The sequence below is a fragment of the Acinetobacter sp. TSRC1-2 genome, assembly GCF_049895885.1.
Lineage (GTDB): Bacteria > Pseudomonadota > Gammaproteobacteria > Pseudomonadales > Moraxellaceae > Acinetobacter.
Genome location: NZ_JAFCTF010000015.1, coordinates 60,532 through 84,478, shown reverse-complemented (window position 1 = coordinate 84,478; position 23,947 = coordinate 60,532). Strand labels below are relative to the sequence as shown.

Annotated in this window: 18 protein-coding genes and 2 pseudogenes; 3 read left to right on the top strand and 17 right to left on the bottom strand. The window is 35.3% G+C overall.

Going from position 1 to position 23,947, the window contains the following annotated elements:
- Positions 1-269: 269 nt before the first annotated feature.
- Positions 270-1,408 (top strand): IS3 family transposase gene (locus ACP69Y_RS14605; protein WP_425919164.1). Its coding sequence is split into 2 segments (ribosomal slippage): positions 270-528 and positions 528-1,408, totalling 1,140 coding nucleotides; the frame shifts between segments, so codons are not numbered across the junction.
- Between the two features lie 192 nt (positions 1,409-1,600).
- Here the strand turns inward: ACP69Y_RS14605 and ACP69Y_RS14600 are convergent.
- From ACP69Y_RS14600 to ACP69Y_RS14590, 3 genes are all read right to left on the bottom strand, one after another.
- A complete protein-coding gene (locus ACP69Y_RS14600) occupies positions 1,601-2,833 on the bottom strand; it encodes a type II toxin-antitoxin system HipA family toxin (RefSeq protein WP_425919162.1) in 1,233 nt (410 codons plus the stop codon).
- Positions 2,830-3,090, bottom strand: coding sequence for a helix-turn-helix domain-containing protein (locus tag ACP69Y_RS14595; protein ID WP_425919160.1), 261 nt, complete (start codon positions 3,088-3,090; stop codon positions 2,830-2,832). The genes ACP69Y_RS14600 and ACP69Y_RS14595 overlap by 4 nt, the downstream gene beginning before the upstream one ends.
- Before the next feature lie 366 nt (positions 3,091-3,456).
- Positions 3,457-3,951, bottom strand: a complete 495-nt coding sequence (locus tag ACP69Y_RS14590) for a hypothetical protein (RefSeq protein WP_425919158.1) — start codon at positions 3,949-3,951, stop codon at positions 3,457-3,459.
- Positions 3,952-4,036: 85 nt separating this feature from the next.
- On the opposite strand from ACP69Y_RS14590, the gene ACP69Y_RS14585 reads away from it, so the two are divergent.
- The gene (locus ACP69Y_RS14585; RefSeq protein WP_425919156.1) at positions 4,037-4,246 is read left to right on the top strand and encodes a helix-turn-helix domain-containing protein; all 210 of its coding nucleotides are present in this window, start codon (positions 4,037-4,039) and stop codon (positions 4,244-4,246) included.
- Here ACP69Y_RS14585 and ACP69Y_RS14580 read toward each other — a convergent pair.
- From ACP69Y_RS14580 to ACP69Y_RS14565, 4 genes are read right to left on the bottom strand one after another with little or no spacing between them, the layout of a single operon-like run.
- Positions 4,235-4,672 (bottom strand): hypothetical protein, encoded by a 438-nt coding sequence (locus tag ACP69Y_RS14580; RefSeq protein ID WP_425919154.1) that lies wholly within the window; start codon positions 4,670-4,672, stop codon positions 4,235-4,237. The two genes, ACP69Y_RS14585 and ACP69Y_RS14580, sit on opposite strands and share 12 nt — an antisense overlap.
- A 1-nt stretch (position 4,673) precedes the next feature.
- Positions 4,674-7,004, bottom strand: coding sequence for a hypothetical protein (locus ACP69Y_RS14575; protein WP_425919152.1), 2,331 nt, complete (start codon positions 7,002-7,004; stop codon positions 4,674-4,676).
- Positions 6,994-8,574, bottom strand: a complete 1,581-nt coding sequence (locus ACP69Y_RS14570) for a site-specific integrase (protein WP_425919150.1) — start codon at positions 8,572-8,574, stop codon at positions 6,994-6,996. Before ACP69Y_RS14570 ends, ACP69Y_RS14575 begins: the two co-directional genes overlap by 11 nt.
- Positions 8,575-8,585: 11 nt before the next feature.
- On the bottom strand, positions 8,586-9,932 hold the full coding sequence (locus tag ACP69Y_RS14565; protein WP_425919149.1) for a tyrosine-type recombinase/integrase: 1,347 nt from the start codon (positions 9,930-9,932) through the stop codon (positions 8,586-8,588).
- A gap of 239 nt (positions 9,933-10,171) precedes the next feature.
- On the opposite strand from ACP69Y_RS14565, the pseudogene ACP69Y_RS14560 reads away from it, so the two are divergent.
- Positions 10,172-10,939 (top strand): annotated as a pseudogene (locus ACP69Y_RS14560) (ISNCY family transposase); the annotation flags it as partial.
- A 61-nt stretch (positions 10,940-11,000) separates the two neighbouring features.
- Here the strand turns inward: ACP69Y_RS14560 and ACP69Y_RS14555 are convergent.
- The 10 genes and pseudogenes from ACP69Y_RS14555 to tssB form a co-directional block, all read right to left on the bottom strand.
- A pseudogene (locus ACP69Y_RS14555) lies at positions 11,001-11,696 on the bottom strand (OmpA family protein); the annotation flags it as partial.
- 70 nt (positions 11,697-11,766) lie between these two features.
- Positions 11,767-12,726 carry a type VI secretion system-associated protein TagF gene (gene tagF / locus ACP69Y_RS14550; RefSeq protein WP_425919147.1) on the bottom strand — a complete coding sequence of 320 codons (960 nt, stop codon included), beginning with the start codon at positions 12,724-12,726 and terminating at the stop codon, positions 11,767-11,769.
- Between the two features lie 49 nt (positions 12,727-12,775).
- Entirely contained in the window at positions 12,776-16,594 is a 3,819-nt protein-coding gene (tssM, locus tag ACP69Y_RS14545; protein ID WP_425919145.1) for a type VI secretion system membrane subunit TssM, read from the bottom strand.
- Between the two features lie 56 nt (positions 16,595-16,650).
- Positions 16,651-18,078 carry a hypothetical protein gene (locus ACP69Y_RS14540; RefSeq protein ID WP_425919144.1) on the bottom strand — a complete coding sequence of 476 codons (1,428 nt, stop codon included), beginning with the start codon at positions 18,076-18,078 and terminating at the stop codon, positions 16,651-16,653.
- Complete coding sequence (gene tssG / locus ACP69Y_RS14535) at positions 18,075-19,070, bottom strand: type VI secretion system baseplate subunit TssG (RefSeq protein WP_425919143.1); 996 nt, start codon at positions 19,068-19,070, stop codon at positions 18,075-18,077. Before tssG ends, ACP69Y_RS14540 begins: the two co-directional genes overlap by 4 nt.
- Complete coding sequence (tssF, locus tag ACP69Y_RS14530; protein WP_425919141.1) at positions 19,034-20,842, bottom strand: type VI secretion system baseplate subunit TssF; 1,809 nt, start codon at positions 20,840-20,842, stop codon at positions 19,034-19,036. The genes tssG and tssF overlap by 37 nt, the downstream gene beginning before the upstream one ends.
- Positions 20,843-20,853: 11 nt before the next feature.
- A complete protein-coding gene (gene tssE, locus ACP69Y_RS14525) occupies positions 20,854-21,330 on the bottom strand; it encodes a type VI secretion system baseplate subunit TssE (protein ID WP_425919139.1) in 477 nt (158 codons plus the stop codon).
- Positions 21,331-21,404: 74 nt separating this feature from the next.
- Positions 21,405-21,908 (bottom strand): Hcp family type VI secretion system effector, encoded by a 504-nt coding sequence (locus tag ACP69Y_RS14520; protein ID WP_086193152.1) that lies wholly within the window; start codon positions 21,906-21,908, stop codon positions 21,405-21,407.
- A 51-nt stretch (positions 21,909-21,959) separates the two neighbouring features.
- The gene (gene tssC, locus ACP69Y_RS14515) at positions 21,960-23,441 is read right to left on the bottom strand and encodes a type VI secretion system contractile sheath large subunit (protein ID WP_425919136.1); all 1,482 of its coding nucleotides are present in this window, start codon (positions 23,439-23,441) and stop codon (positions 21,960-21,962) included.
- A complete protein-coding gene (gene tssB, locus ACP69Y_RS14510) occupies positions 23,434-23,937 on the bottom strand; it encodes a type VI secretion system contractile sheath small subunit (RefSeq protein WP_425919134.1) in 504 nt (167 codons plus the stop codon). The genes tssC and tssB overlap by 8 nt, the downstream gene beginning before the upstream one ends.
- Positions 23,938-23,947: the final 10 nt, after the last annotated feature.

Genomic DNA, 23,947 nt, shown 5'->3' with positions numbered 1-23,947 from the left:
ATTTCATATAATAAATCATATAAATTTTATTTTAATTATAATAACTTATAGTTTTGTTGTTCATAAAATAATATTGTTTGGTTCATGAACTTGATCGATGAAGTGATAATACAGCTGTTCATGACAAATAATGATGATCTGATTTTGTGGTGTACGTCCTGCTCTATATGAATAGCAACCAATTTTCTAGACACTTTAAAGTTAGATATGGACTGCTCCCAGTATCTTAGACAAATATCGTCTATTCTTTTTGCACAGGAGAAAACATTATGAGTGGACAACGATATACCCCAGAATTTAAAGACGAAGCTATAAAATTAATTACTGAACGAGGATATTCTGTCACTGATGTAGCGGAACGTTTAGGTGTATCACAACACAGTATTTATAAATGGTTAAAGGCGATACAGCCTTTACGCAACAACCCTGATGAACATGAATTGCTCGAAGCAAAGAAAGAGATCCTCCGTCTTAAAAGTCAACTTAGACAAACTGAAGAGGAACGGGACATACTAAAAAAGGCCGCAAGGTACTTTGCAAGTCTGCCCGAGTAAAGTATCAGTTTATTCTTGAGTACAGTAATCAATTTAAGATTAAAACGATGTGTCGGGTTTTAAAGATTGCTCGTGCTGGTTATTACGCTTGGTTGCATGAACCCGAATCAGGCAGAACTATTGAAGATAAACGGTTATTACAGCTCATCCGATCTTCTTATGATGCTAGTTATGGTATTTATGGTTATCGTCGCATTACTTTGGATCTTAAAGAACTAGGTGAAGGCTGTGGCCCGAATCGTGTACTGAAGATCATGAAAAACAATGGTATTGCAGCAGTTAGAGGATACAAGAAGCATAAAAGTTATGGCCGTGGTCGTCCTCAGATTGTGCCACCCAACCATTTAAATAGAGAGTTTGTTGTGAATACTCCGAATACTTCCTGGGTAACTGATATTACCTATATTCGGACTTGGCAAGGCTGGTTATATCTGGCTGTAGTGCTTGATTTATATTCGAGAAAAGTGATCGGTTGGTCAATGAAACCAACTCTTGCTAAGGATATTGTTCTTGATGCACTACTCATGGCAGTATGGCGACGCAGACCCGATGAACCTGTGATCATACACTCAGACCAAGGCTCACAATACAGTAGTGGAGACTGGCAGAAATTCTGTCAAAAGCATAATTTAATTCCCGGTATGAGTCGCAGAGGAAACTGTTGGGACAACGCTGTTGCTGAATCTTTTTTTAGCAGTTTAAAGAAGGAAAGAATTAAAAAGAGAATCTATAAAACACGAGAAATGGCTCGTGCGGATGTGTTTGATTATATCGAAATGTTCTACAATCGAATCAGGCGTCATTCGCATCTCGATGGTATGAGCCCAGAAGCATTCGAGACAGCTTCAAAATGAGGCTATCTCATGTCTAAGATACTGGGAGCAGTCCAGATAAAGTGGCTAATAAATGAAGTGGTTATAAGTAGTAAAAAAAAGTCAGAAAAATTTAAAAATGAAGTAGTCAAAAAAGTCATAGTATTGCACATAATGTAACCCAGCTAGTAACTATGACCCCATAACCTATATATGAATCACATATTCAATTAACTATTCAACTTTCTTCTTTTTATCATGTCGATAATTTTTTGTACCAGGGTTTGACATCATAATGTTTGAGATTGAACGTTCTATAGATGTCCGCAATCCATCAAATAGCTGGACTTCATTTGAGGTTTGAAGATAGTCCAATATATTTTCGCTAAAGTATTCTATTATTTCCTTGGGATTTCTGATTCTAAATTGGTTACTTTCGGCCAATTTGATGAGATGTGAAAGATCTGGAAATGTCTTGCTACCAGCCAGTTTGAGTGCCATTTTATTATCAATGGACTCATAGATCAGTGTATGCGTAATATCAAATGGTGGTGAAACAAAAATGTTCTTCATATCTGCGGAATATTGCAGAGCAAAGTTTTTAAGATGTGCATCACCATTACCGATTAAACAGTTGAATACGATGTATTTATACATTTTCTCAACTTCAATTGCGCTACCAGTATATAAATATGTCGCTTTCAGTAGTGTTTCATAGCTACCTGTATATTTCGCATTTGGGTCATTTGACTTTTTCATGAGCGTCGTAAAGTCTTCATAGCCTAGTTTTGTACCATCATTGGATCTATCAAATCGCTCTATCACATACGTTTCTAAATTTTCAGACAAGTAAGCCTTTGGTGACTCAAGTCCACAATGCCAAGCAGCCTGCATACAGACAAATTCGTTGACTGTAAGTAAAGGAAATTCAGAATCAAACGACTTTACAATCAAATCCCTTTGTTGAACTGTGCTATCCGTTTGAACCGTATATGCATTTGGGATGCTTACTTTGGGTTGCATCCCAGCCAATGAAGTCCTGAGATAGTATTTTTCTAATAGTTGTGGGAAAAGGGGTTCATTACTACGGTAGGATAAAATCTCACCCAAGCTCAAAGATTCAGCTTTTGGCAAGCTTAGCTCACTTTCATAAGAGAGCATTCCGATTCCCTGATTACCTTGTAGTGCCAATAAGTACATATCATTGACTTTGGCATATCTGGCAAGCTTTTCAGCAATAAATCTACGATTAAAGCCTTCTGGTAGGTTTTGAGCAAATATTGGGTGTAATTCATCCGAAGAATAACCATCCATGCCTCTTTGAGTCATGGTGAGTGAGATATGCTGTGTTTTTTGTGTTGGCTGATAGTGGTGCACTGAACCATATGTCAATATGCCTAATTCAGCTTGATTAGCACACACTGTGATATTGGTGATTTTGGCAGGAAGGTTGGTTTGTGTATTCATTCGTCATCTTCAGCAAACATACTTTCAATCTCATCCCAATGGGGGAGTGAATGTCGCTTTGGAGATACATCAAATTGTAAACCAACTGCATCAAGCACACGCTCAAATATGTCAAAAGACCCCGTAAATCGACCATTCTCGATCTCTGAGATTGTGGTTTTATTGATTCGAGATAATTCGGATAGTTTTTGCTGTGTATATCCAAGGGTTTTTCGCTCTATACAAACTTTTTTCCCAATTTCGACTCTACTTACCATAGGAATTTGATGACAACTTGTTAGCTATATGGCTAATATATTATATTAAAAATAGAAAGTTATCTATATAGCTAAGATAATAAACATGATTTAATTAGAATGAATAAAGTAAGTCATACAATAGAAGTAAGGTTACTTCAATCATTCGATGTGACTGCAGTCAGTAGAATCCTAATCTGAACAGTAGGATATTTGATGATTCAAGATTCTTTACAGACATTAAATCCAGTTCAATTGTAAGCATGTCCAATTGCAAACGAGACGATTGTATTGATTTGGGTTAGAAAATCCATGTATGCAGTTTTTAAAAGCTTTTTTATTTTCCAACAATTAACATTCGTAATTCATTTAAGATTTGAAAATCAGCTATGTGAATAAATAATCTATTAATGAACTGACTGCTGTGATTCTTATTTTTAAAAAATTACATCTACATACTTTAGTTTGCTTTAGCTGTTCAATTTTAAATTGGATATCAGGGAATTGCTCTTTCAGACCTTCTAATGCCTGAATTTCTTCTTCAAGTTTATTGATTTCATTTTCAAATTGCTCTTTCTTTAAATTAAGTTCATGAAGGGTAGACGTAGATTCAACACAGAATTGTGAACGTAACTCATCTAGCCTTTCAACTTCGGTATAAGTCTTTTGCCCAAATTTACTTTTTTCAGCATCAATAGTTAAATAACCTTCTTCAACCAATCTGCATAGCAGTCGCTTAACACTTCGATAATTAATATTACTATCTACAACTTTTAAGAGCTTAACTTTATCCCAGAAATCTACATTTTGCCATGACTCAATTTTATAGCTACAAAAGACTCTAGAAAGCTCTCGAAACATAGGTAAGTTTTGAATTTTCATATTCATCACCCAAATAATGAGGATTATAGTCCGTGGATTAAAACACTTCAATTATTGATAGTTCTTGTATTTGTGATCTTCAACTATGAATCAAGAATTAGCCTTGTCAATTGGCTCTAAAATTAGAGAAACTCGTAAAAATAAATCAATTAGTCAAGAGCAGTTAGCACTATTAACAGCAATTGACCGTAGCTATTTAGGCCGAATTGAAAGGGGAGAAGTCAATATTACTATCGAAAAACTTTACCAAATATCACAAACGCTAAATGTTGACCTTAAAATATTACTCCCGTGATAGATACTTTTTTAGTAGGTGGGGAGCCAATAGATGATCAACCTTCAAATTAGTTCTTAGTTTTACTTCTTCAATGATATTTATAAGTGTTTCTGTATTCTGATGAAGCTGGGACTCTAAGTTATCAATTTGTGTACGTAAATTTTTATTAGTATCAGTAAGAGCCTGTCTTGTCTTTTTATTCACGTAAAGTTGCTGTTCTTTTGCTCTTAAATGCAATGGCGAAATTTGCTCTGATAAATAGAGACTAATGAGTTTCTTTCTTGCAGCAGAACTCAAGGTACTTAGTCCGCCAGATATATATCCCTTAGAGGTTAGGCGCTTATGTAGAGTTTTGTGCGAAATAGGAGATTTCTCAAAACCCTCAACCAACATCATTTGCAATTCTTGCTCAATTACTTCATCTAGTTGTTTACCACGTAACATTTTAGGCTTCCTTAGACTCAATTTTTTGTTGCTCTATGGCGAATAACTCACTTAATGTCGATGGTAATTTAGTGATCGTATCTCCATAAGAAAAAATAGGAATAGGAGTTAAATTATTTTGTCTATTAAGTGTTTTTGTCTTTAAACCCCTTAAATAAAGGATTTTTTGACGTAAATTTTCAAGCATTTCAGTATATGTAGAATCACGAGCTACGATTTGTTCTATACATTCAAACTCAGCCGTTAACTTATTCAAAGTGTATTGCAGGGCTTCTAATTCACCTTTTCGGCCAGTTAAAGCAAAGTTTCCACATGGGTCACCTGATTGGCAGGCAATACGTTTAGGACAGTCATGTACAGCGACCTCACGCATACACCCACCAAAAGGCAAGGGATGCAAACAAGCATGACGTTGAATCAATGAATTAGCTATTTTTTGATCTTCTTTAATCAATTCATTAAACGATTCAGCAATATCTTGAAAATATTCATCAAAAAAAGATTCCTTTAGATAACTAGCTACTTCTTTTTTTGAGTCAAAGGTCTGTAAGTTCATCTTTAGATTATTTTCTAAATCTAACTGATCAGAAAAGTACATTAATCCATCATTTTTGATGGAGTCAACGGGATAGTTGGGCTTTAGTTCTTGCTTATCATTTTCATAAAATACCAATTCATGCTTTTCTAGCAGACTGGCTGCGACTTTACGCTGTTTTAAAGCCAAGTGTTGATAATATTGATTTTGTTTGATATCAACACGTCCCATTAGCATTGCCTGTAAATGCTCAGCTAAGCCACTAAGCGCAAGAAAGGTATTTATGTTATGCCGTGGAATATGACTTGTTAATTTTGAATGATCTGATTCTGTTTCCAATAAATTATATTTTTGAAACACTGACTTATTTGGCTTAGAGGTACCACCTAGAAAGTTATTAATCGTCATCACATTGAATGGAATAACAAGGGATTTAAAACTAAATTCTCTCGTCATATTCACCGATCTATATTCATGTATAAAAAGCAAATCCTCAAATGCGATATTTTCAACTTTACCTTCATAATTAAAAACATAATCAATGAGATATGTTGGATCAGATTTAGTTATTGATTTAAGATGTAGGTCAATATCCTTTTTTAAATAATATTTGTATTCTTCCCTTCCATTTTTTTTAGATTTTAGAATAGGAACTTTATGCAAATTATTTGCAACAGTATGTCTTTTTACAGACCGTCCTATGTTAGATTCTCTCATTCTAAAAATAGTATTAATTAGATCATCAATCTCAATATGATCTTCCTTTATATCATCTATCGACTTGGGAAAATAATTTATACCCCCCTTTGATCTTATGTAATTTAGATGACTTCGATATTCAGATGTAAGTTCTAATACGGAATGAAATATGGTCTCGACTAAATTGGCAGCCAACGGCTCAATCCAGTGAATTCTAAAACCAGAACCTTTTGCACCATGATATTTAATCCCTAAGGTATATTGATTAATACCATCTAAACTTAAATGTTCTTTAGTTATAGGGTCAAGTATAGGTTGTTTGATTAAAGCATCAGTTCTTATAAGAATTGCTTCGGTTGAACGTAAACCAGTAACTATAAGTAAGAGCAAAAGATTGAATATAATTTTTTCACCATTTGTTTGACATAAACTTATGAGCGAAACAATATTGATAAATGTCCGAATGGAAATCAGCTTATCTTTGTCAAGATCACTTTCGTCAAGTTCCAACTGATCTAACAGTGCTTTTGTTCTCTTAGCATTGGGAGTTCTATTTTTAGAATTTATATATAAATATTTCTGAGAAAAATCCAATCGTTGTTCAGTAAAACCATAATGATTTAACATTTCCTGTAATCTAAGGTATGTTCCAGCATGGTCAGGAAGGTTCGTTTTACTTGAATTTTCAGCTAGTATTTTAAATGAATTTTCTAAAGTTAACGTTGATAAGAAGCAGGGGTGAGTATTCTCTTGATTATCTTTATATAATTCACTATACCAGCGCTTAAGAATCAGGACTTCTGCATATAATTTTTGTGGTGAAGTTTTTGAATTAGCCTTTCTGTAACTAAGAACCATTACTGCTTTGATAAACTCTTGGTACGTTATATTTATAGAAAGATCATCTATTCCTTTCATTCTTTTCGCTGTTTGAAATGAAAAGTGTGTTTTCCCACTACGTGAAAGTAACCATCCTGAACCAACAACTCCTCCCACCCATTCAGGATCAGTCCATACCCATTTAAAATTTGGTTTAATATTTTCTTTAAAATAACTTTTCTGTTCTTCAATAAAATCATTATATTTTTCAAGATTCATAAATATCATCCTTGTGCATTACACAACGGGAAATTACAGATTCGATTTCAAATTTAGTTGACTCATGGACTCGAATCAATGGATTTCTGGACACACCTATACCATCAGATAGCCTGATGAGATCATTGATTTCACTTTGTATACTTTTTAGCACATTGCCGTGGTTAGCATCGATAAAGGGGTGAAAATACATACAACCATAACAATTGCGAACAGGTTGAAATAGACATTTGTCCTTATAGGAGCATCCACCAATATCGAAATGAATGTTGCTACCAATATTGCCTAATACTTTCTTTTTTTCCCAATCTTTTTTATAAATTAGCCTTCCAGTGAGGAGCATAGCCATCATTTGCTGATATAAAGAATTTTTACCCAGAGCTCGCGCTCTTATCTGGGCTAGTTCAGGGGTAGAATATATATAATGTCTAGCGGTCACAACCGAAGAGTGACCCAAGATATATGCAATTTCTTCAGCAGAAGATCCCGCCATTGCTAGGCTATAACCAACATGATGTCTAAAATCGGAAAAAGAATATTTTTGCCTTATCATTTCACCCTCAAGAACAGCATTTCTATAGCTTTCTGGTGCAAAATTAAATAATTGTGTATTAATCGCTTTTGAACAAAAGCGAGCCGAATTTTCGCCTGGATCAAATAATTTACCACCCGGATTTAGCTTAAATCTTTTGATATAAAATAAAATAATCTCAGCAACTTCTTCTGGCAGTTTTACAGCTATTTTCTCATGTACATATCTTGCTTGCTTTGCATAGGGAATTAATACGCTATAGCGATGAAAATGATCTGTAGTACGTGTGGTGTCTATTTTTATATCTTCTACAGATAACTTAGCTATTTGGACAGGTCTAAGTCCAGTTACATATATCAACCCAAGAATTGCTGAGTAAAGTAGTGTTTCATTATCAACCCTTTGAGAATCATTCTTGATATCTTGGTTTAACTTGATAAAACCCTGTTGAATCATTGAGATAAGAGGATAATCAATAGAATCTTCGTATTGTTGGTAATATAGTTTTGAATTAAATGCCTTAGGACGTTCAAGAAATTCCAATTCATATTCCTGATCGAGATCAAAATATGAAAAGTTCTCTAGAAACAGTAGTTTCACTAAAAACTTGAAGTGATAATAATATGCATAATTATTGTCTTTTGCTAAATCAACCAATAAAGATTTTGAATTATGATAATCAAGCTTTAACTTTCTAGCTTTTAATGATTTTATTGCAAAAGTGTAAGCCTGTAATTTAGCTTCTAGAGCAGATGGTGTATTAACTTGAACATAACTAGCTAGAAAAAATTTAGCTAGTTTATTCTCAATTTTACTGAAACTAGAGAAGTTTAACTGAATTTTCCTGCCAGAATAAGTAAAACTCCAAGCATCGCTAGACGTATGAACAAACTTACTATCAAATTTATAAGCTCTATGAAATTTGATGATTGCTGGTAAATGTAAAGACTCTATGAGTCTAAGGTCAGCATCATGAAAAATATTAAAGTCACTAGGACTATCATCATTTTTTTCAAAATCTAGACTAAGTTGAGGCATATTCTTATCATTCATAATTTAATACTGGAATCAATTATCCGAGCCAAGTTCATAAAATTAGCACGTTCTACAATAAAACGTTTGCCATAATATATAGGCATTGTACTTGTAGGTGACCAACCACCTAAGACTCTTAGATCATCCTGTGCTTTTAGCAAAGCATCATTTACACTTTGTCTGAGATCAGAATGAATAGCATTTTCTTTCTTATACTTATCAAAAGAAAAGCTTAACATCATATAAGCCCAAGAATGTCTACATACGTGTGGAGTTAGACGTTCTATTGAATCATAAGTTGAAGTATCAAAACACTCAGGTAATAACGCTTTTAATGACGAATCTACTTGATCAAATATTTTTTTAACACTGGCATAACTTAAAGCAGAGTAGGGAGGCTTTAAGGATGTAAATAAGATTTGTGAAGGAATTTCTTTTCGGATTTCGTTTATATAAATCTGAAGAATTTTATAGTCACGTTCCTGTAGTTTAATTACTCGGTAAGAGTACTCATTTTTGATTTTTGGCTTTTTTGATCGATCGTCGAACTCATCATCTGTACTTGTAATAATTAAACTAAAATTATGATTTTGAATGGATTTTTTAATAGAATTGGTTGTTAGTAGCATAAGCTCACCAATTCTAAGCCCATAATTTAGCATAAGATGTATGATCAAAAAGTTTCTGAGTTGTACACTTTTGGATCTAAACGGATTTAATTCATTGTATTTATTAGAGTTGCTCGGTGAAATAATTGAATACAATCCTTTGATCATTTCATGATTCATACTTTTAAACGTGTGATTTATCTCGCTTTTAATTGTCTTATTAGATTTTGAAAAGTTATTTATAATTTTTTTCTTTATAGTCATATATTTATTTAGGTTTTCTTTAATTTTTTGAATTTCCTTCAGCGTAAGTTGAGGTTGGGATTGGATGCTTAGGTATTCATCAATTAAAAAGCTGTAAAACTTTAGAAATGATCTAATTCTATGGCCAATTGTCGTGTAATTAACATGTTCTGCATTTCTTAGTCTAATAAGATTGTTTTGAATTTTTTTATTGTTTTCTAAGTAGACAATGAAATTATCAATTTCAACTTGAATGATCTCAAAATTGTAGGATGTCGAGTAGAACGACTCACAAAAGGATGTCGCAAACTTTTCATACCAAAACTCATACCAAAATTTTATTGCTATCAAATCTGCGTGCTGTGTAGAAATACTTTGAAATCTAAGGAACTTCATTGTGTACAGCATAGGGTACAAACATGGACAAGATGTATCCAGATCAAACAATAGAATAATTTGATTTTCGTTTGAAACTTTCTTTTCCAAATGAATTGTTGTTAAAGCAAACATAGTAAAATTTATGAAGTATTCTTAAGGTCAACATATCATATTTTATAAGTGAAATATAAATCACTTAAGTTATTGAATTTTAGTTTAAGAAAGAAAGATATGAAGTTATTGTTAGGTGTATCGGATTTAACATAATATACATTATACGAAATCAGTTTGTAAGCCCCAAATAGAAATGTCCGCTTTTAGAATACTCAATTAAAGAATTGCTTAGCGGACGGTTTGATATGTTGGTATCTATGTCGGATAAAAAACTTAAACGATTGTCGGTCTTGCAGAAAATCTGTGATCGACGCATAACGCAATCTAAAGCCTCCCAGCTCTTACAACTCTCAGCGCCTGAAACGCCCATATCAGCCTCGATATAACCGGGATTGTTATGATGAACTGGTACAAATCGATGGCTCTCTCCATGACTGATTCGAAGGACGCGCTGCTAAATGCTGTCTGCTGGTGTTTATTGATGATGCCACAGGTAAATTGCAGCATTCACGCTTCTTTGAATCAGAATCAGCCTTTGACTATATGATTTCAACACGCTTGTATGTCGAACAGCACGGTAAACCATTGGCATTTTACAGCGACAAACATTCGGTCTTTAGGGTCAATCAAAGCCGCAAGAAAGACACCAAGATTACCCAGTTTGGACGCGTATTCAGCCTCTGAATATCGATATCATTTCCGCTAATTCACCCTAAGCCAAAGTTCATGTGGAACGAGCGAATAGAACACTTCAGGATCGTCTGATTAAGGAGATGCGCCTGAAAGGCGTCAGTTCGCTTGCTGATGTGAATAAGTGGTTACCCTGCTTTATTGAGAAATTTAGTCTCAAATTTGCAAAGACTGCCTCTAATCCAAAGGATTTACACCGTACTATCAATGAAACAGCCGAGCAATTAGATGATATTTTTACCTGGCCTGAACCCCGCAGAGTCACCAATAGCCTGACCATTACTTATGATAAATGCGTATATCTTCTGGAGAATACAGCAGAAAATCAGAGGCTAACATGAAAAAAACTAAAAGTTATTTATAAAAAGCCACATAACGTAGCTCTTTATATATGCTTTATAGAACTTCAAATTCGATTCTACGGTTTTTCTTTCGGCCTTCGGCCGTTGTGTTATCTGCAAATGGCTTGTTTGAACCTAGACCTTCAACACTTAAACTTCTTGTTGGTATATTCTTTCCAATTAAATAATTTTTTACGGCAGTTGCACGTTCGTGACTTAAAATTAAATTTTTAGCCGGATCACCTGAACTATCCGTATGCCCAATAATTCTGACTTTTTTTGCAGTAACCTTGCTTAATGCAACTGCCATTTCATCCAAAATTTTGGTACCTGATTCAGCCAATATCGCACTGCCAGATTCAAACTCAATAATTCGATTTTTTAAAGTATCATCAAGAATTTTTTGTTCTGCCTGATTTACTGTTAACTGTATATTTAAATGATATGGTGCTTGAACCAAATTTTGAAAATTTGCTGTGGTTTGCTGTATATCACTTTGATTTGACACTTTTCCAATCAACTCAAGCTGTGTACCGCGTACAGATAATTTACCTTGTTTAACTTTATTTAAATCTGATGTAATGACTTTTGCAACAGAATCACTCCAGCCATTAGGTGCAGATACAGCACGAACCTGAATTTTATCAATTACTTGATTTGCACCGTAAATAGCATACATTTTATTTAAAATTGCTTGTTTACTTGTTTCATTAGGTACAGCGCCTTCAACTACGATTGGTTCTGCATATGCAACGACGGCAGCATTTAACATCAAGAAAACGATATTAAAAATAAATCTAATTATTTGTTTTTTCATATTTTTATTCATTAATAAATGTTTGTTTAAATAATTTCATAGCTTGGCTTAAGCTCATTTGGCGTTCACTTAGGCATTGTTCCAAAGCTGCTAAACCGGCATTTTGTTCTAAATACGGATCAATCCAGTCTGCATTGAGCAATGAAACCCAATGCTCTGAATCCATTTTTTGATTAAATATTTCGCTTAATGTAATAATATCAGCACCTTGGAATCCAAATAACAATACCGGTGAATCACTGTGTAAAATTCCAAAGAACAATTCAGTATTTTGTTTAGACACAAAACAGGTAATTAAATTGACCCAAAAAGCGGCAATTTCATAGCAATAATTTGGATTATTTACCGGTAAAATCAATACCTTTTTTAACCTGCTGGTTCCTTGTTTAATTACTGGTTGCAACAATAATCCTAAACCGATCATACTTTGAGCAAACTTATAAGCACTCATTCTCATTAACTGTGAAAATGAATGAATCGTATGATGTTCATAAAATTCCGCACTTTCTGCATTGGTAAATATCTGAATCTCATTACTTAATTTTTCTAACTTATCTAGCAGAACGTCTGGATCACGTACCGAATGTATCATCCGATTTTTTTGAAACAAATCAATCAAAGTCTGCTTATGATTATAGGGTGCGTACAAAATATGATCGTATGCTGAATTAACCTGTAATAAATGACTCAGTAGCATCGGAAATTGACGACCTGAACTATCTTCACTGGCGATCAAATTAGCTACCAGAAACTTACTTTCTTGTGAATTAGCAATAAAAAAATCAAATGATGGTAGTTTTGCATATGTGGCATTAAAATCTGATGACTGCATGGCATATTCAAGTGCCTCCGTAATCCATTGATCTATCGATCGAATTAGAGAAGACTGGCCTCTAGTTTTCAGGAAATCACCCCGTGCAGGACATTTACCATAATAAAGTGGGAAAGTTTTCATTTCATACATTAAAACTCTCCTCCTCTTTCTATTAGTCTGATTAGTCGTTTGTGATCAATCATTGCCTTGTTCCATTAAAATCTGATAATGGAGATGTTGCATTGGTTTTAACTGATGCGACAGGTGTCGATGTTGCTTGTGCAGCGACAACACGCACGGATTTATGATTTACCACCTGATCAACCAATTGCATGCCAGCATAACCCCGGCTCGAACCAATTTGACTCGAATTGCCACTAATCAGACGGAAATTCACTTTCACAGCTAGGTTTGGATTTTGTGGATTTTTCCAAATCATTTCAAAACTACCATCGCGTTGAGTACGCTGCGCACGATCAATTAAACGGTTTATTCCATACTCACCCGGCTCATCAAAAATCGTATGGGTCTGCCCTTCTAAATCTACAGCTGTAATACGCGCACCCGGAATAGCCCCTTGATTTGGCCAGACAAAATTTACCCATTGCTGAATGCCATTTTCGTAGACCATTCTTTGTCCATCAATATCAATGGTATAGGAAAGCAGCTGGGTATTTTCCAAGGGATAAAATTGGAAGTTTGATTGATTCGTTACAGCGGATACTGAAGCTGGATTCAACTCTCCTGTCGCTACTCCATTACTCGGTGCAACATAACCTTGGAAATTCATGACAAATTGAGGATTTAAGCTCAGCCCTAAATCCTTCCATGTTTTAGAGGTCAAGGTATAGCCACGACGAATCACCAATGGATCAAGATGATCTTTCACAAAGCGTGCAATACTGCCATTTCCACCAAATATTTGGCTAATTTCATTGCTGGTCGCCTGCAAGCTCGCAGAAGAATTAAACGGATATTTTTGGCTTAAATTTGCTGCAAACGGTTGATTAACTTGCAGCGTCCATAAGTTATTAAGCTCATCCTGTGCAGGAATCAATAAACTATTAAATGCTTGCGTTAATGGGCTCATCAATAGTTTTTGTAAAACTTGTTGATCCAGTTCATTTAGTCCAACGGACATTTTTTCATCAACAATTTTTTGGGTACCGTTAAAGACTGAATTTTGATCATTAATGGTTTTCTTGACCAAAGTCATGGCTGAAGGACCCATATCTCCTGCACTTTTTAGATCATTAAACTTGCTCCGTACTTGAGCAAGGGATTGCATGTATTCATCCAATAAAGATTTATTCTGCTGATCATCCCGCTTACGCACCATTTGATAGAACATCTGAAATTCTTTTGAAATTACACCTTGAGCTTGATTCGATGCCTGTTGTGCAATTTGAGCTTCATCATTACTTAAAACTTTACGTTTAAACCAGGCCACGAAACCTGTTTGCGGTGCAGAGAGTTCTGCTTGAACGACTGGATTATCCCAACTGGTTTCTTTCGCAATATGATTGATAATAGAACGAATCGGTGAATTTTCTGGTTCACCTAAAGTTTCTATATTCTTTGCCTGTTGTTTGAAATCATGGGTTTTTGCATAATGAATGCCATTCAAGAATTTACGCCATTCAGTGATATATTCCTGTTTATATAGTGCAGTCAACTGCTTGCGAACTTGGTCTGGACTGCCACTAAAAGTCAGATCATCTGATTGTGTGCTGTTTAATACCCAATCCTTGCTATCCGTTGGACGGTTTGCAGCTATATCAATGGCTTTTTCTACATAATCCGACCATGCTGTATAGGTAAATATGCCAGGCAAGGCATGACTGCCCAGTACTGTATTTTGGCTATTTTCCCCAACTAACTGCTTCACCGTGACTGCAGGATAACGTACTGCTGCACGCATTTTTATTTCGTTATATACACGATCGCGCGCAGGCATACCCCGAATCACGGACAATAAAACTTGGCGGGTTTGATCTACCAGCAAAGTATCCGATTCAAGAATAGGAAATTTCTGCTCATTCGTTAGATTCATACTGTAGGATAAAATTTGCTCCGCTTTCTGGATCATTTCCCCACGCGGCATTTGACCACGGTTTGCATCCAGCCAGGAGCGCCAGAAACGTGTGACTTGATCACTTAAATGACTTGAATCCATAAACTGTGGATTGCTCATCATCAAATAAGCTTTTAATGCATTATAAGCATCTTGAGGATTGGTTTCAGATGGCTCTAAATATTGTATATTTTTAGCAACTTGCTTAATCTCAACATTGACATGATTGGCTTTTAAAGTCGCTTCATTACTTTTTACCCGTTGTAAATACTGGGCAATATTCTGCAGTGTCGGCTGTAAAACAATTTGCTTCACGCCTTTTAAATATTCCGCTTTTAACTTGTCACGCAATTCATTGCCTTGATACAAACCAAAACTAAATTTAATAGGTCGTTCTTCATCAAACTGATCCAGTTGTTGCATGCGATCCTGTATAATCAACAAAGCGTTCAATTGCGTTGATAGCTCTTGTCCCGATTGTTTTTCAAGCTGAATAACCTGATATAGATCTGCCTGAACATCAGCAATCAGCTGTTGATTATTACGATATGACCATACCCATAAACTTAGGATCAACGACATACCGAATAATGCAGCAATAAAAGCAAGGTTGCGTTGTCGCTTACGTCCTGGATTAATATGCTGTTTAACCAGGTTCTTGTCTTTTAAAATTACCTCTGAAAATAAACCTTTCAGGAAGTAACCATGATTTTGGGAAATCGAATTGATCGGTATGCTATTTTCCCTATTCGGACTTTTGGATAAAAGAAAATCCTGTGCAATCTGCTCTGTCATTGGACTTTCGATCCTGCCTTCTTGCAAGGCACTGGTGAAATAGAAACCACGGAATACAGGTTTAAACTGGTAGGGATTTTCTTCAAATAAAGTTCCAATAAAGGTTTTTAGGGCCGGTTTTAGGCTCTTAAACTCTAAAGGAAATGTCATTACACTCGGTGAGATATTTTGTGAATGACGTCGACTGAGATGCGTGGTACTTACCCCTTTTAAACCATCATATAAAATAGAATAATGCTGTTCAAAAAGTTCAACCGCATTATTTGCAGAATTCGAGTCATATTTTAAGGTGGCACCCCATACCTGATCAAATTCATTGACTTCATAACAATCAAAAAATTCGGTAAATCCTGCGATCAAATCCATTTTAGAAAATACCAAATACACAGGTGCAAAAATCTCTAAACGTTCGGTTAAGTCTTGAATTCGTGCTCTTAAATTTTTAGCCAGTTTGATTGATTTTTCAGGACTTTGACTGACCAGCTCTGCAATACTGACAATCACGATGAGACCGTTAATCGGTGCTTTAGGGCGGCTTTTCTTTAATAGACCTAAAAAGCCTAACCATTCAGAATGATCTTCAGCATAAACCGAATAACGCCCCGCCGTATCGAGTAACACCCCTTCAGTCGAGAAAAACCAGTCGCAGTTACGAGTGCCACTTAAGCTTGAAGAAACCATTTTTTGATGCGACTGTTCAAAGGGGAATTTAAGCCCCGAATGATAGATAGCTGAACTCTTACCTACCGCCGGATTACCAATCACCATATACCAGGGTAATTCATATAAAGCAGCATTACCTTTTCTATCTCCCAACTTCGACTTACGAATCAGTTGAATAGATTCCTTCATTTGCTGATTAATCAGTTGTAATTCATCTTTATCTTTCTGCTTGCCGTATTCTGCATGCGTATTATTTTTTATTGCTTCAGCAAGTGTTTCACCCTGTTTAGAATGACGATATTTTTCCATCAGCCAATATATGCCATAGCCGATGAGTATCAAAATATAGGCTATGACCAAAGCCCAAAAAATATTTCGGGGAATGATATTATATGAAGAAACCAGTGCTACTAAAAAAGATAGTGCAATAATGGCTTTAGGATGGGTTACATACTGCCAGACATAAGCTAAGATGTTATAAAACATAAGATTCTCATTATTCTATTCATTTTTATTAATATTTAAATGTCTTGTTTTTCGAATTAATTTGATTCAGCAACCGCTTGAAAAATAGCATGAGTTGAGGCTTGATCGATACTGTGTACCATTGCTATAAGATCCTTTGGCATATGCACGCCCAACATAAAGCCAAAAATTTTTGCAAGTGGTTGTGTATGACCAAAATTTTGTTGTGTATATAAAAGATGATATGTTTCTATTAAAGTGGGGGCAAAAATCTGGTTGGTTTTTTTAATCACCTTGATATCAATTGCATCATCTAAAACCAGCACAAAAGGCTGTTCCTGCTGGGTATATTCCGCATGATGAGGTACGGCATGATCTAGACACGCCACTAGATCATGGCCATTAAGTACAATTTTAAGTGACTTGATGGCTTCTGCATGATTAATCTTTAGGTCCTGAGCAGCTACGCACCAACTGGATGCAAATTCTGCAGCCAAATAATGATCCGACAACCATATTTTTTCATCTAGCAATTCTTGATCAATTTCAGAATCCACATTGATCACTAACGAAACTTCATGTGATTGTGTTGATATTTGATCTAATAAATTCAGCCAGTTTTTATAGGAACTTTGCTGATTTATAAAATGATGTTGGATATGTATATGCTGCGAAATAATCCCCAATGACTGCATAAAATTAAGCAGCATTTCTTCGCTGAAATGTTCATCCCACACATGCAATAAATTATCTGCTAATAAAATATGAATATTTAGTCGATTTAAACGTGGTATTTGCTCAACTTGAAGTTCCCACTCCTCTTCATTGCTAGTTTGATCGCTTACAGAGAAGTCAAAGTTATTCCAAGCAGGATGCATACGATACTGGTATGCCAGTTCACTATCATAAAAAAATGCAGACTGTTTTAGATGTTTAGCCGCCTGCAATAAAATTTCGCTTTGCTGCTCTAACTGGTGTTGAATTAAGGCTTGGATACGTTGCAAACGCTCCTGATTCTCTTCTATCTCCTCCTCATCGTTCTGTTGTTCCAATACATTATCCAATGCCGTAATTCTGTAGGATAAGATAGGTAAGCCATAACCATTGGTTAACCTGTGATCTAATTCTGGGCTTTTAAAGTTTTTCATTTCATCAATAATGGCTTCATTTTCACCAAATGCACTGAATGCCGATGAAGAAAAGATATGTAGATTTAACCATTTAACATCTTCAACTTTTTCATTAGTTTCTGATATTTCTTTATTCGACTGTTGCTCTAATAAAGCTATTTCTCGTTGTTGTTTACGCAATTTATATGCCTGGTAAGCTTGATAAATTAGATATGGTGAAAGCAGAATTAAAGATAAAACTAAAGGTAAAACAATAAAATATGACAATAAATCTATGCTAGATGGATCGTATTGGATGTCACGCCAATAATAAATAATCGCTATGCTGACAATTAGAAAGATACTGCTCAATGCTCCCAGAATGAGTTTAATCATGGCATATCTCCCAATAATGCATAACAGGTTTCTGAATTATGTTCAGCAAGTTTAGGCATTAAAAAAGCCCCCTGTGACAAGCCAAACTGTGAGCTGGAATTTAGGCAAAGAGGCTGCATTTCTTCTTTTTTTAGAATTAAGCGTAAATCCACCACCACGGTTGGACTGCACCAAGTCGACAAAAAAATTTTAAGCTTTTCACTCAGCTTCTGTTTAGGCATGAAGTTGTAATAATCTTTTCTAGATAATGGACCGACTTGTATTTCTATTTTTCCGTCGATTTGTCGAATACTTTCTCCACAAAATGTATTAATACCTAATAAACTGGCATTTAAACTGCCTAAAGTTGTTTTTTGTGCCTCATCTAATTTGAATTTTTCTTCAACAAACTGTTTTATTTCAAAATCAGCTTTAAAAATACAATTCAGCATTGTCCTTAAAGCATAGACCGTATTATTTTGCCCCTGCATTAAACCTGAAAATTCAGCGAAATAATCATCTAATTCAGCGTGATCCTGTTGCGAACTGACATAACCATTTAACGCATGCAGAATATCAAGATAATCATTTTCTTGTTCAATTTCATAACGTACAGGCAAATGATAGGTCAAGCTTGCATCTACATATTGTGCGGTGAGCTTATGGTTGAACAATCCCAGAAAGTTAATGGTTTCTACTTTCTGCTGTCGACTACTGTGTTTCATTTTCTGGGTATAGGTATACGGTAAAGTACCTTGCATCCCCGTTAAACCGAAAATCAGATTGGTTAAATGAATCTGCCCATTTTCTAAAGTTAATGTTTCAATTTCAGAAGTGGGGAAATTAAGATTTAAAGAACTGTTAAATTTAAAGTCATTTGCCCAATACTGCGTTGCAGCGGTATAAGGCATGTGTCTTAATAAGCGTGTAGCCTGAATAAACTCATAAGCTGTAGGTGTATTTATCAGATCATCAATTACAGAAGCATCTTTCCACCAACGTTCTGAACGCATTGGTATACCTCCTGTTGTGTATTTGAATCACTGACGACTATGTCTACATAGCTATTCATTTGAACTTTCAAATTAAATACATGACTTAAAAGTTGTGAAAAAACATACAGACTATGCCCTCTAAAAACCTGCGAATCGATGGCTAAATTGACTTTGACACCTCGTACAAATAAAGGAAATGGCTTAGCTTGAATGAGTTTTTGCGTTAAAGAAAAATCAATATTTTTAATGGAATCGATAATGAGATGATTTTCTTTTAATTGAGGTAAATTATACAACTCCAAAAGTTCCTTCATATGACTAATCGCATCGCCTTTCATGAATGACAATGTGTTTAAAGAAAGATGAGAAATAATGCGCCATTGTTCCTTTTTATTTTGTTCAAAATAATAGGGCTTAGTGGGCCTTTTTAACATAAGCGCACGCCGTGCCAAACTACTATCATTTAAATGAAGAATATTATTGGCCTGACTTAAAGCCTCATGCGGTAAATCTCGATTGCAACACAATAACCGGGTACTGATAAAATCAGACTTGGTACTTTGGGGTGACAAGTGTTTCGAAATAATCGAATACCTCGTTTCAACGGGTTTATTTTGTAATTGAATGGGATTCAAACTATAAAAAAATTGAATACCCTCCTGATGATAATGACTCATCGCAAAAAATGGCAAAACAGGAAAAATGACCTGATCTTGATTGCTTTTTTCCCGAATCATATTCATCTCAAGGATTGAATAAACTTGATAAAATTCGGGATGATGAGCATCTGTCGCCAAGGAATACTCCAATTGTTTATGATTGATTTTTTGGGGTTCTGCTTGCTTATTAAATAGATTCACCACTGGCGTCGAAAACAATTTAAAGTTAGCAATGTTGAGTTCAGTATAATTTCGGATACATGCCTGATCATTCAGATTTAATTTTAAATGAATCCTCACTTCAAATTCGTTTTGCTCGACGAGTAAATGCTTTAAAAAATTTAAATTGAGATTTAGATAATTAAATTTTTCGGGAAAGCAAAAATATTCCATTAACAAACGATAAGCATGATGAGTATGCTGATCGATAGGTAATAAACTTTCTTTTTCATCAAAACCCACCACTTCAAATGGATTGTTAATTTCAATAAAATCATTCCCTATTTTTAATGAAAATCCAGTACTTTTATTGAATATGTTATCTAACACCTGTAACGGAAAGTTGGAAATTGCATCCAAATAAATCGGTAATTTTTCATTACTTAACTTTTTTTTACTTTGATTAAAAATTTCAAAACTGAAACTCAAGGTCGCATTTTGATTTAAATGCATATGTGCACTTGGATTAGTTTTAAAGCTTAAATTATTCAATAAAATAGGCAGTAATCTAACTGGCCTAGTCGTCGTAAATTCACACTGTACCCCTTTAAAACTACGCGACTTTAATGCAGTTGATTTAGGAATTTCATGTGCTTCAGTCAGTTGTTTGACCTTGTTGATATCCTCAAAACTCGCTACTGAACATGCAGGGAAAGGTTTAAGATATTGAGGAAACATGACCTCGAATAATGAGCAGGTAAAAAGGTCATAACTGTCCGCTAGCTTTTTATCAATACGAGCAGCAACCAGTGAAAAAGCTTGAATCAACCGCTCAATATGCGGATCATCAATTTGTTCCTGATTAAGCGATAAGCGTTGAGCAATTTTTGGATACTTTTGTGCAAATTCACGTGATTGTTGCCCAAATTCTTGTAATTGCTTTTCATAATACGGTAACAGTTCTTCTATCACAGAAAACCCACTTAAGATCGTGCGGAAATAACATATTGTTGTGTTGTTGGTTTTAATGAAGCATCAAAAATAACCGGTTCAAATAGAGGATGAATGTTCAAATAGGCTTGAATGCTTAAACATAAGGCTCCCATATTATGACCATCGAGCAACATCTCTACTTTAATTTGTCTTAACCTGGGTTCATGTGCAGCTATTGATTGTTCAATCGATTGACAAATTTTATCCCGATCAGTTGGATTGGCGGTCGATAACCCAACAAAATCAATAATCCCAAATTGCAAAATAGATTGTTTCGCTAAAGGAAAATCTTCAATGAAGTCATCCAATTTAGCCATGCGGCTATTTAGCAAATCTTCGAGATCAGAGGCAATAGATTCCCGTAGTTGTTGAAGCGATATGCCCTGATAATTTTTCTCTGTTTCAGGCAATAAACGGTCAAATAAAGTTGTTCTAAAACCATATGGATATAACTGATCTGGATTCATATTTTTCTTATTTATTCATGTAATTGATGAAAAATAGAGGCCAACATGGGTTAGCCACTATTCTTATCACAAAATTATGCAGCGTAAGATGCGGTATTATTTGAAAGTGACCATTTCTTGGTTACAGCACCTTTTTGGGTGCCGTTAATATCTTGTTGATTATAGGTCCACTCTACCGCTGCATATTTCAATCCGAATGATTCAGTAGGTACACCTTCTTCATTTACATGTGGTGTTACGCTTGATACCAGAACATGTTTTAATTTTATTTGAAGATATTTAATACGTTTATCACCATTTGCGCGATAAAAGTCGATTTGAACTTCATCAAAGGTATAACCGGCTGAACAAGCTTCCCAAAGTTTTGGACTTGTTGCATCCAGATCTTTAACAAACAGCATATCTGAATGTTCAACACGTTCAGCAGTATGACCACCAACACTTGAAGATGTTGCAGATTTTGGTTGACGGATATTGTGCGCCCAAGAGTTTACTTCTAGCCAATCTTTATGTTCTGAGTCACGAGATTCGCCATCAACTTTATATTTTCCTCGAAATTGTACGTATATATCTTTCATTTTTATAAATTTTCCTATTTTAATTTTAAGTTATTATAAATTGCACTCTGATTAATGAGAGGACTGAGGTAACTCAGTAACAAGTCGTAAAGAAACTGACAACTCATCCAATTGAAAATGTGGTCTTAAAAAGACCACAGACTTGTAGTGTCCAGGTTGAGCTGGGTTCTCTACAACTTTTACTGAAGCTTCACGAAGCGGATATTGTGCTTTCGCTTCTTGCGAGGCTCCATCGTCCAACAAAACGTATTGCGATAACCATTCATTTAAAAATGCTTCCACATTTCCCGCAGAGGCAAAACTACCCACTTTGTCACGCATCATGGCTTTTAGATAATGGGCAATACGAGAAACCGCCATAATGTATTGAATCTGGCTAGATAAAGCTGAATTGGCATTTGCAGTATCGCTATCATATTTTTTCGGTTTTTGAGTCGATTGCGCACCGAAGAAAGCGGCATAATCTGTATTTTTACAATGCACCAGCGGAATAAAGCCTAAATCACTGAGTTCTTTTTCACGACGGTCGGTAATGGCAATTTCAGTTGGACATTTAACCACAACTTCACCATCATGGGTTTTAAAAGTATGCACCGGTAGGCCTTCAACCAAGCCCCCACCTTCAACACCCCGTATGGCTGCACACCAGCCATGCATATCAAAGGCATTGGTTAAACGCGTCGCAAATGCATAGGCTGCATTCATCCATAAATATTCCTCATGATTTTGGCCCGAAACTTCTTCTACGAAGTTAAAACCTTCAGTCGCAGTACCTTCTTTAGGATGATATGGCAGACGACTTAATACGCGTGGCATGGTTAATGCGACATAGCGCGCATCATCACTTTCACGGAATGAACGCCATTGCACATATTCAGCTGTTTCAAAAATTTTAGAAACATCACGTGGCCGATCAATGTCAGTAAATGATTCAAGTCCAAGCATATTAGGACTTGCTGCTGAAATAAATGGCGCATGTGCCGCAGCTGCAACATGAGAAATTTGCTCCAACAAATACATATCTGATGGTGTGCGATCAAATTCAAAATCACCAATTAAAGTTGCGTATGGTGCCCCACCAAATGAACCATATTCTTCTTCATAGATTTTTTTAAATAATGTACTTTGGTCAAAATCTGTCGCACCCTGAAAATCTTTGGTCAGTTCTTTTTTAGTCGTATTGAGCATACGAATTTTGATTAGAGAATGTGAAGGCGTTTCTTGGCAGAAATAATATAAACCACGCCATGTTGATTCAATTTTTTGAAATTGCTTATGATGAATAATTTTGCTTAACTGGTTTGAAATTAAAGCATCAATTTCTGCAATTCGCTTATCAAGCGACAAAATCATGTTTTCAGAAACTATAATAGTTCCCGCCATGACTTCTTTGGCTAATTCGCCAATTAAGCTTTTTGCGCGGTCATGTTCTTCATCATTACGGGCAATACGGCTTTGCTCTACAATAGAGTCAAGCAAAGTAAATTCGTCAACATCTGTATGGGGCATACGAGCAGTTTGTAAATTATTCATGTTCTGCCTCCGCACTTAACCTGCGAACTTGATCGGTATTCTGTAAAACCTCATCAAGTAAGTCTTCAAGACGTTCATTATTCGAAATTTTGTTGCGTAAATCGGTTAAACGCTCACGCGCTTCTACCAGTTTAAGTAAAGGATCAACCTGCTGTACCACATTTTCTGGACGGAAATCTTGCATTGAGTTAAAGGTTAAATCGACTGACATACGCCCACCGTCTTCAGTTAAAGTATTTTCAACCTGAAAATTTGCACGTGGCGCAAGCGACTCCATGACCTCATCAATATTATCCAAATCAACATTGATAAATTTTTTATCTTTTAACTTTGTTTTTTCTAATTCTGAAGCCGCTGAAAAGTCACCTAACACTCCAATAACAAAAGGTAATTCTTTTATCTCTTTACTATCACCCACTTCCACATCGTAAGTCAGTTGTACACGCGGTGGACGAATTCGTTGTAATTTCTTTTGCACACTTTCACGTTTAGCCATGAATATTTTC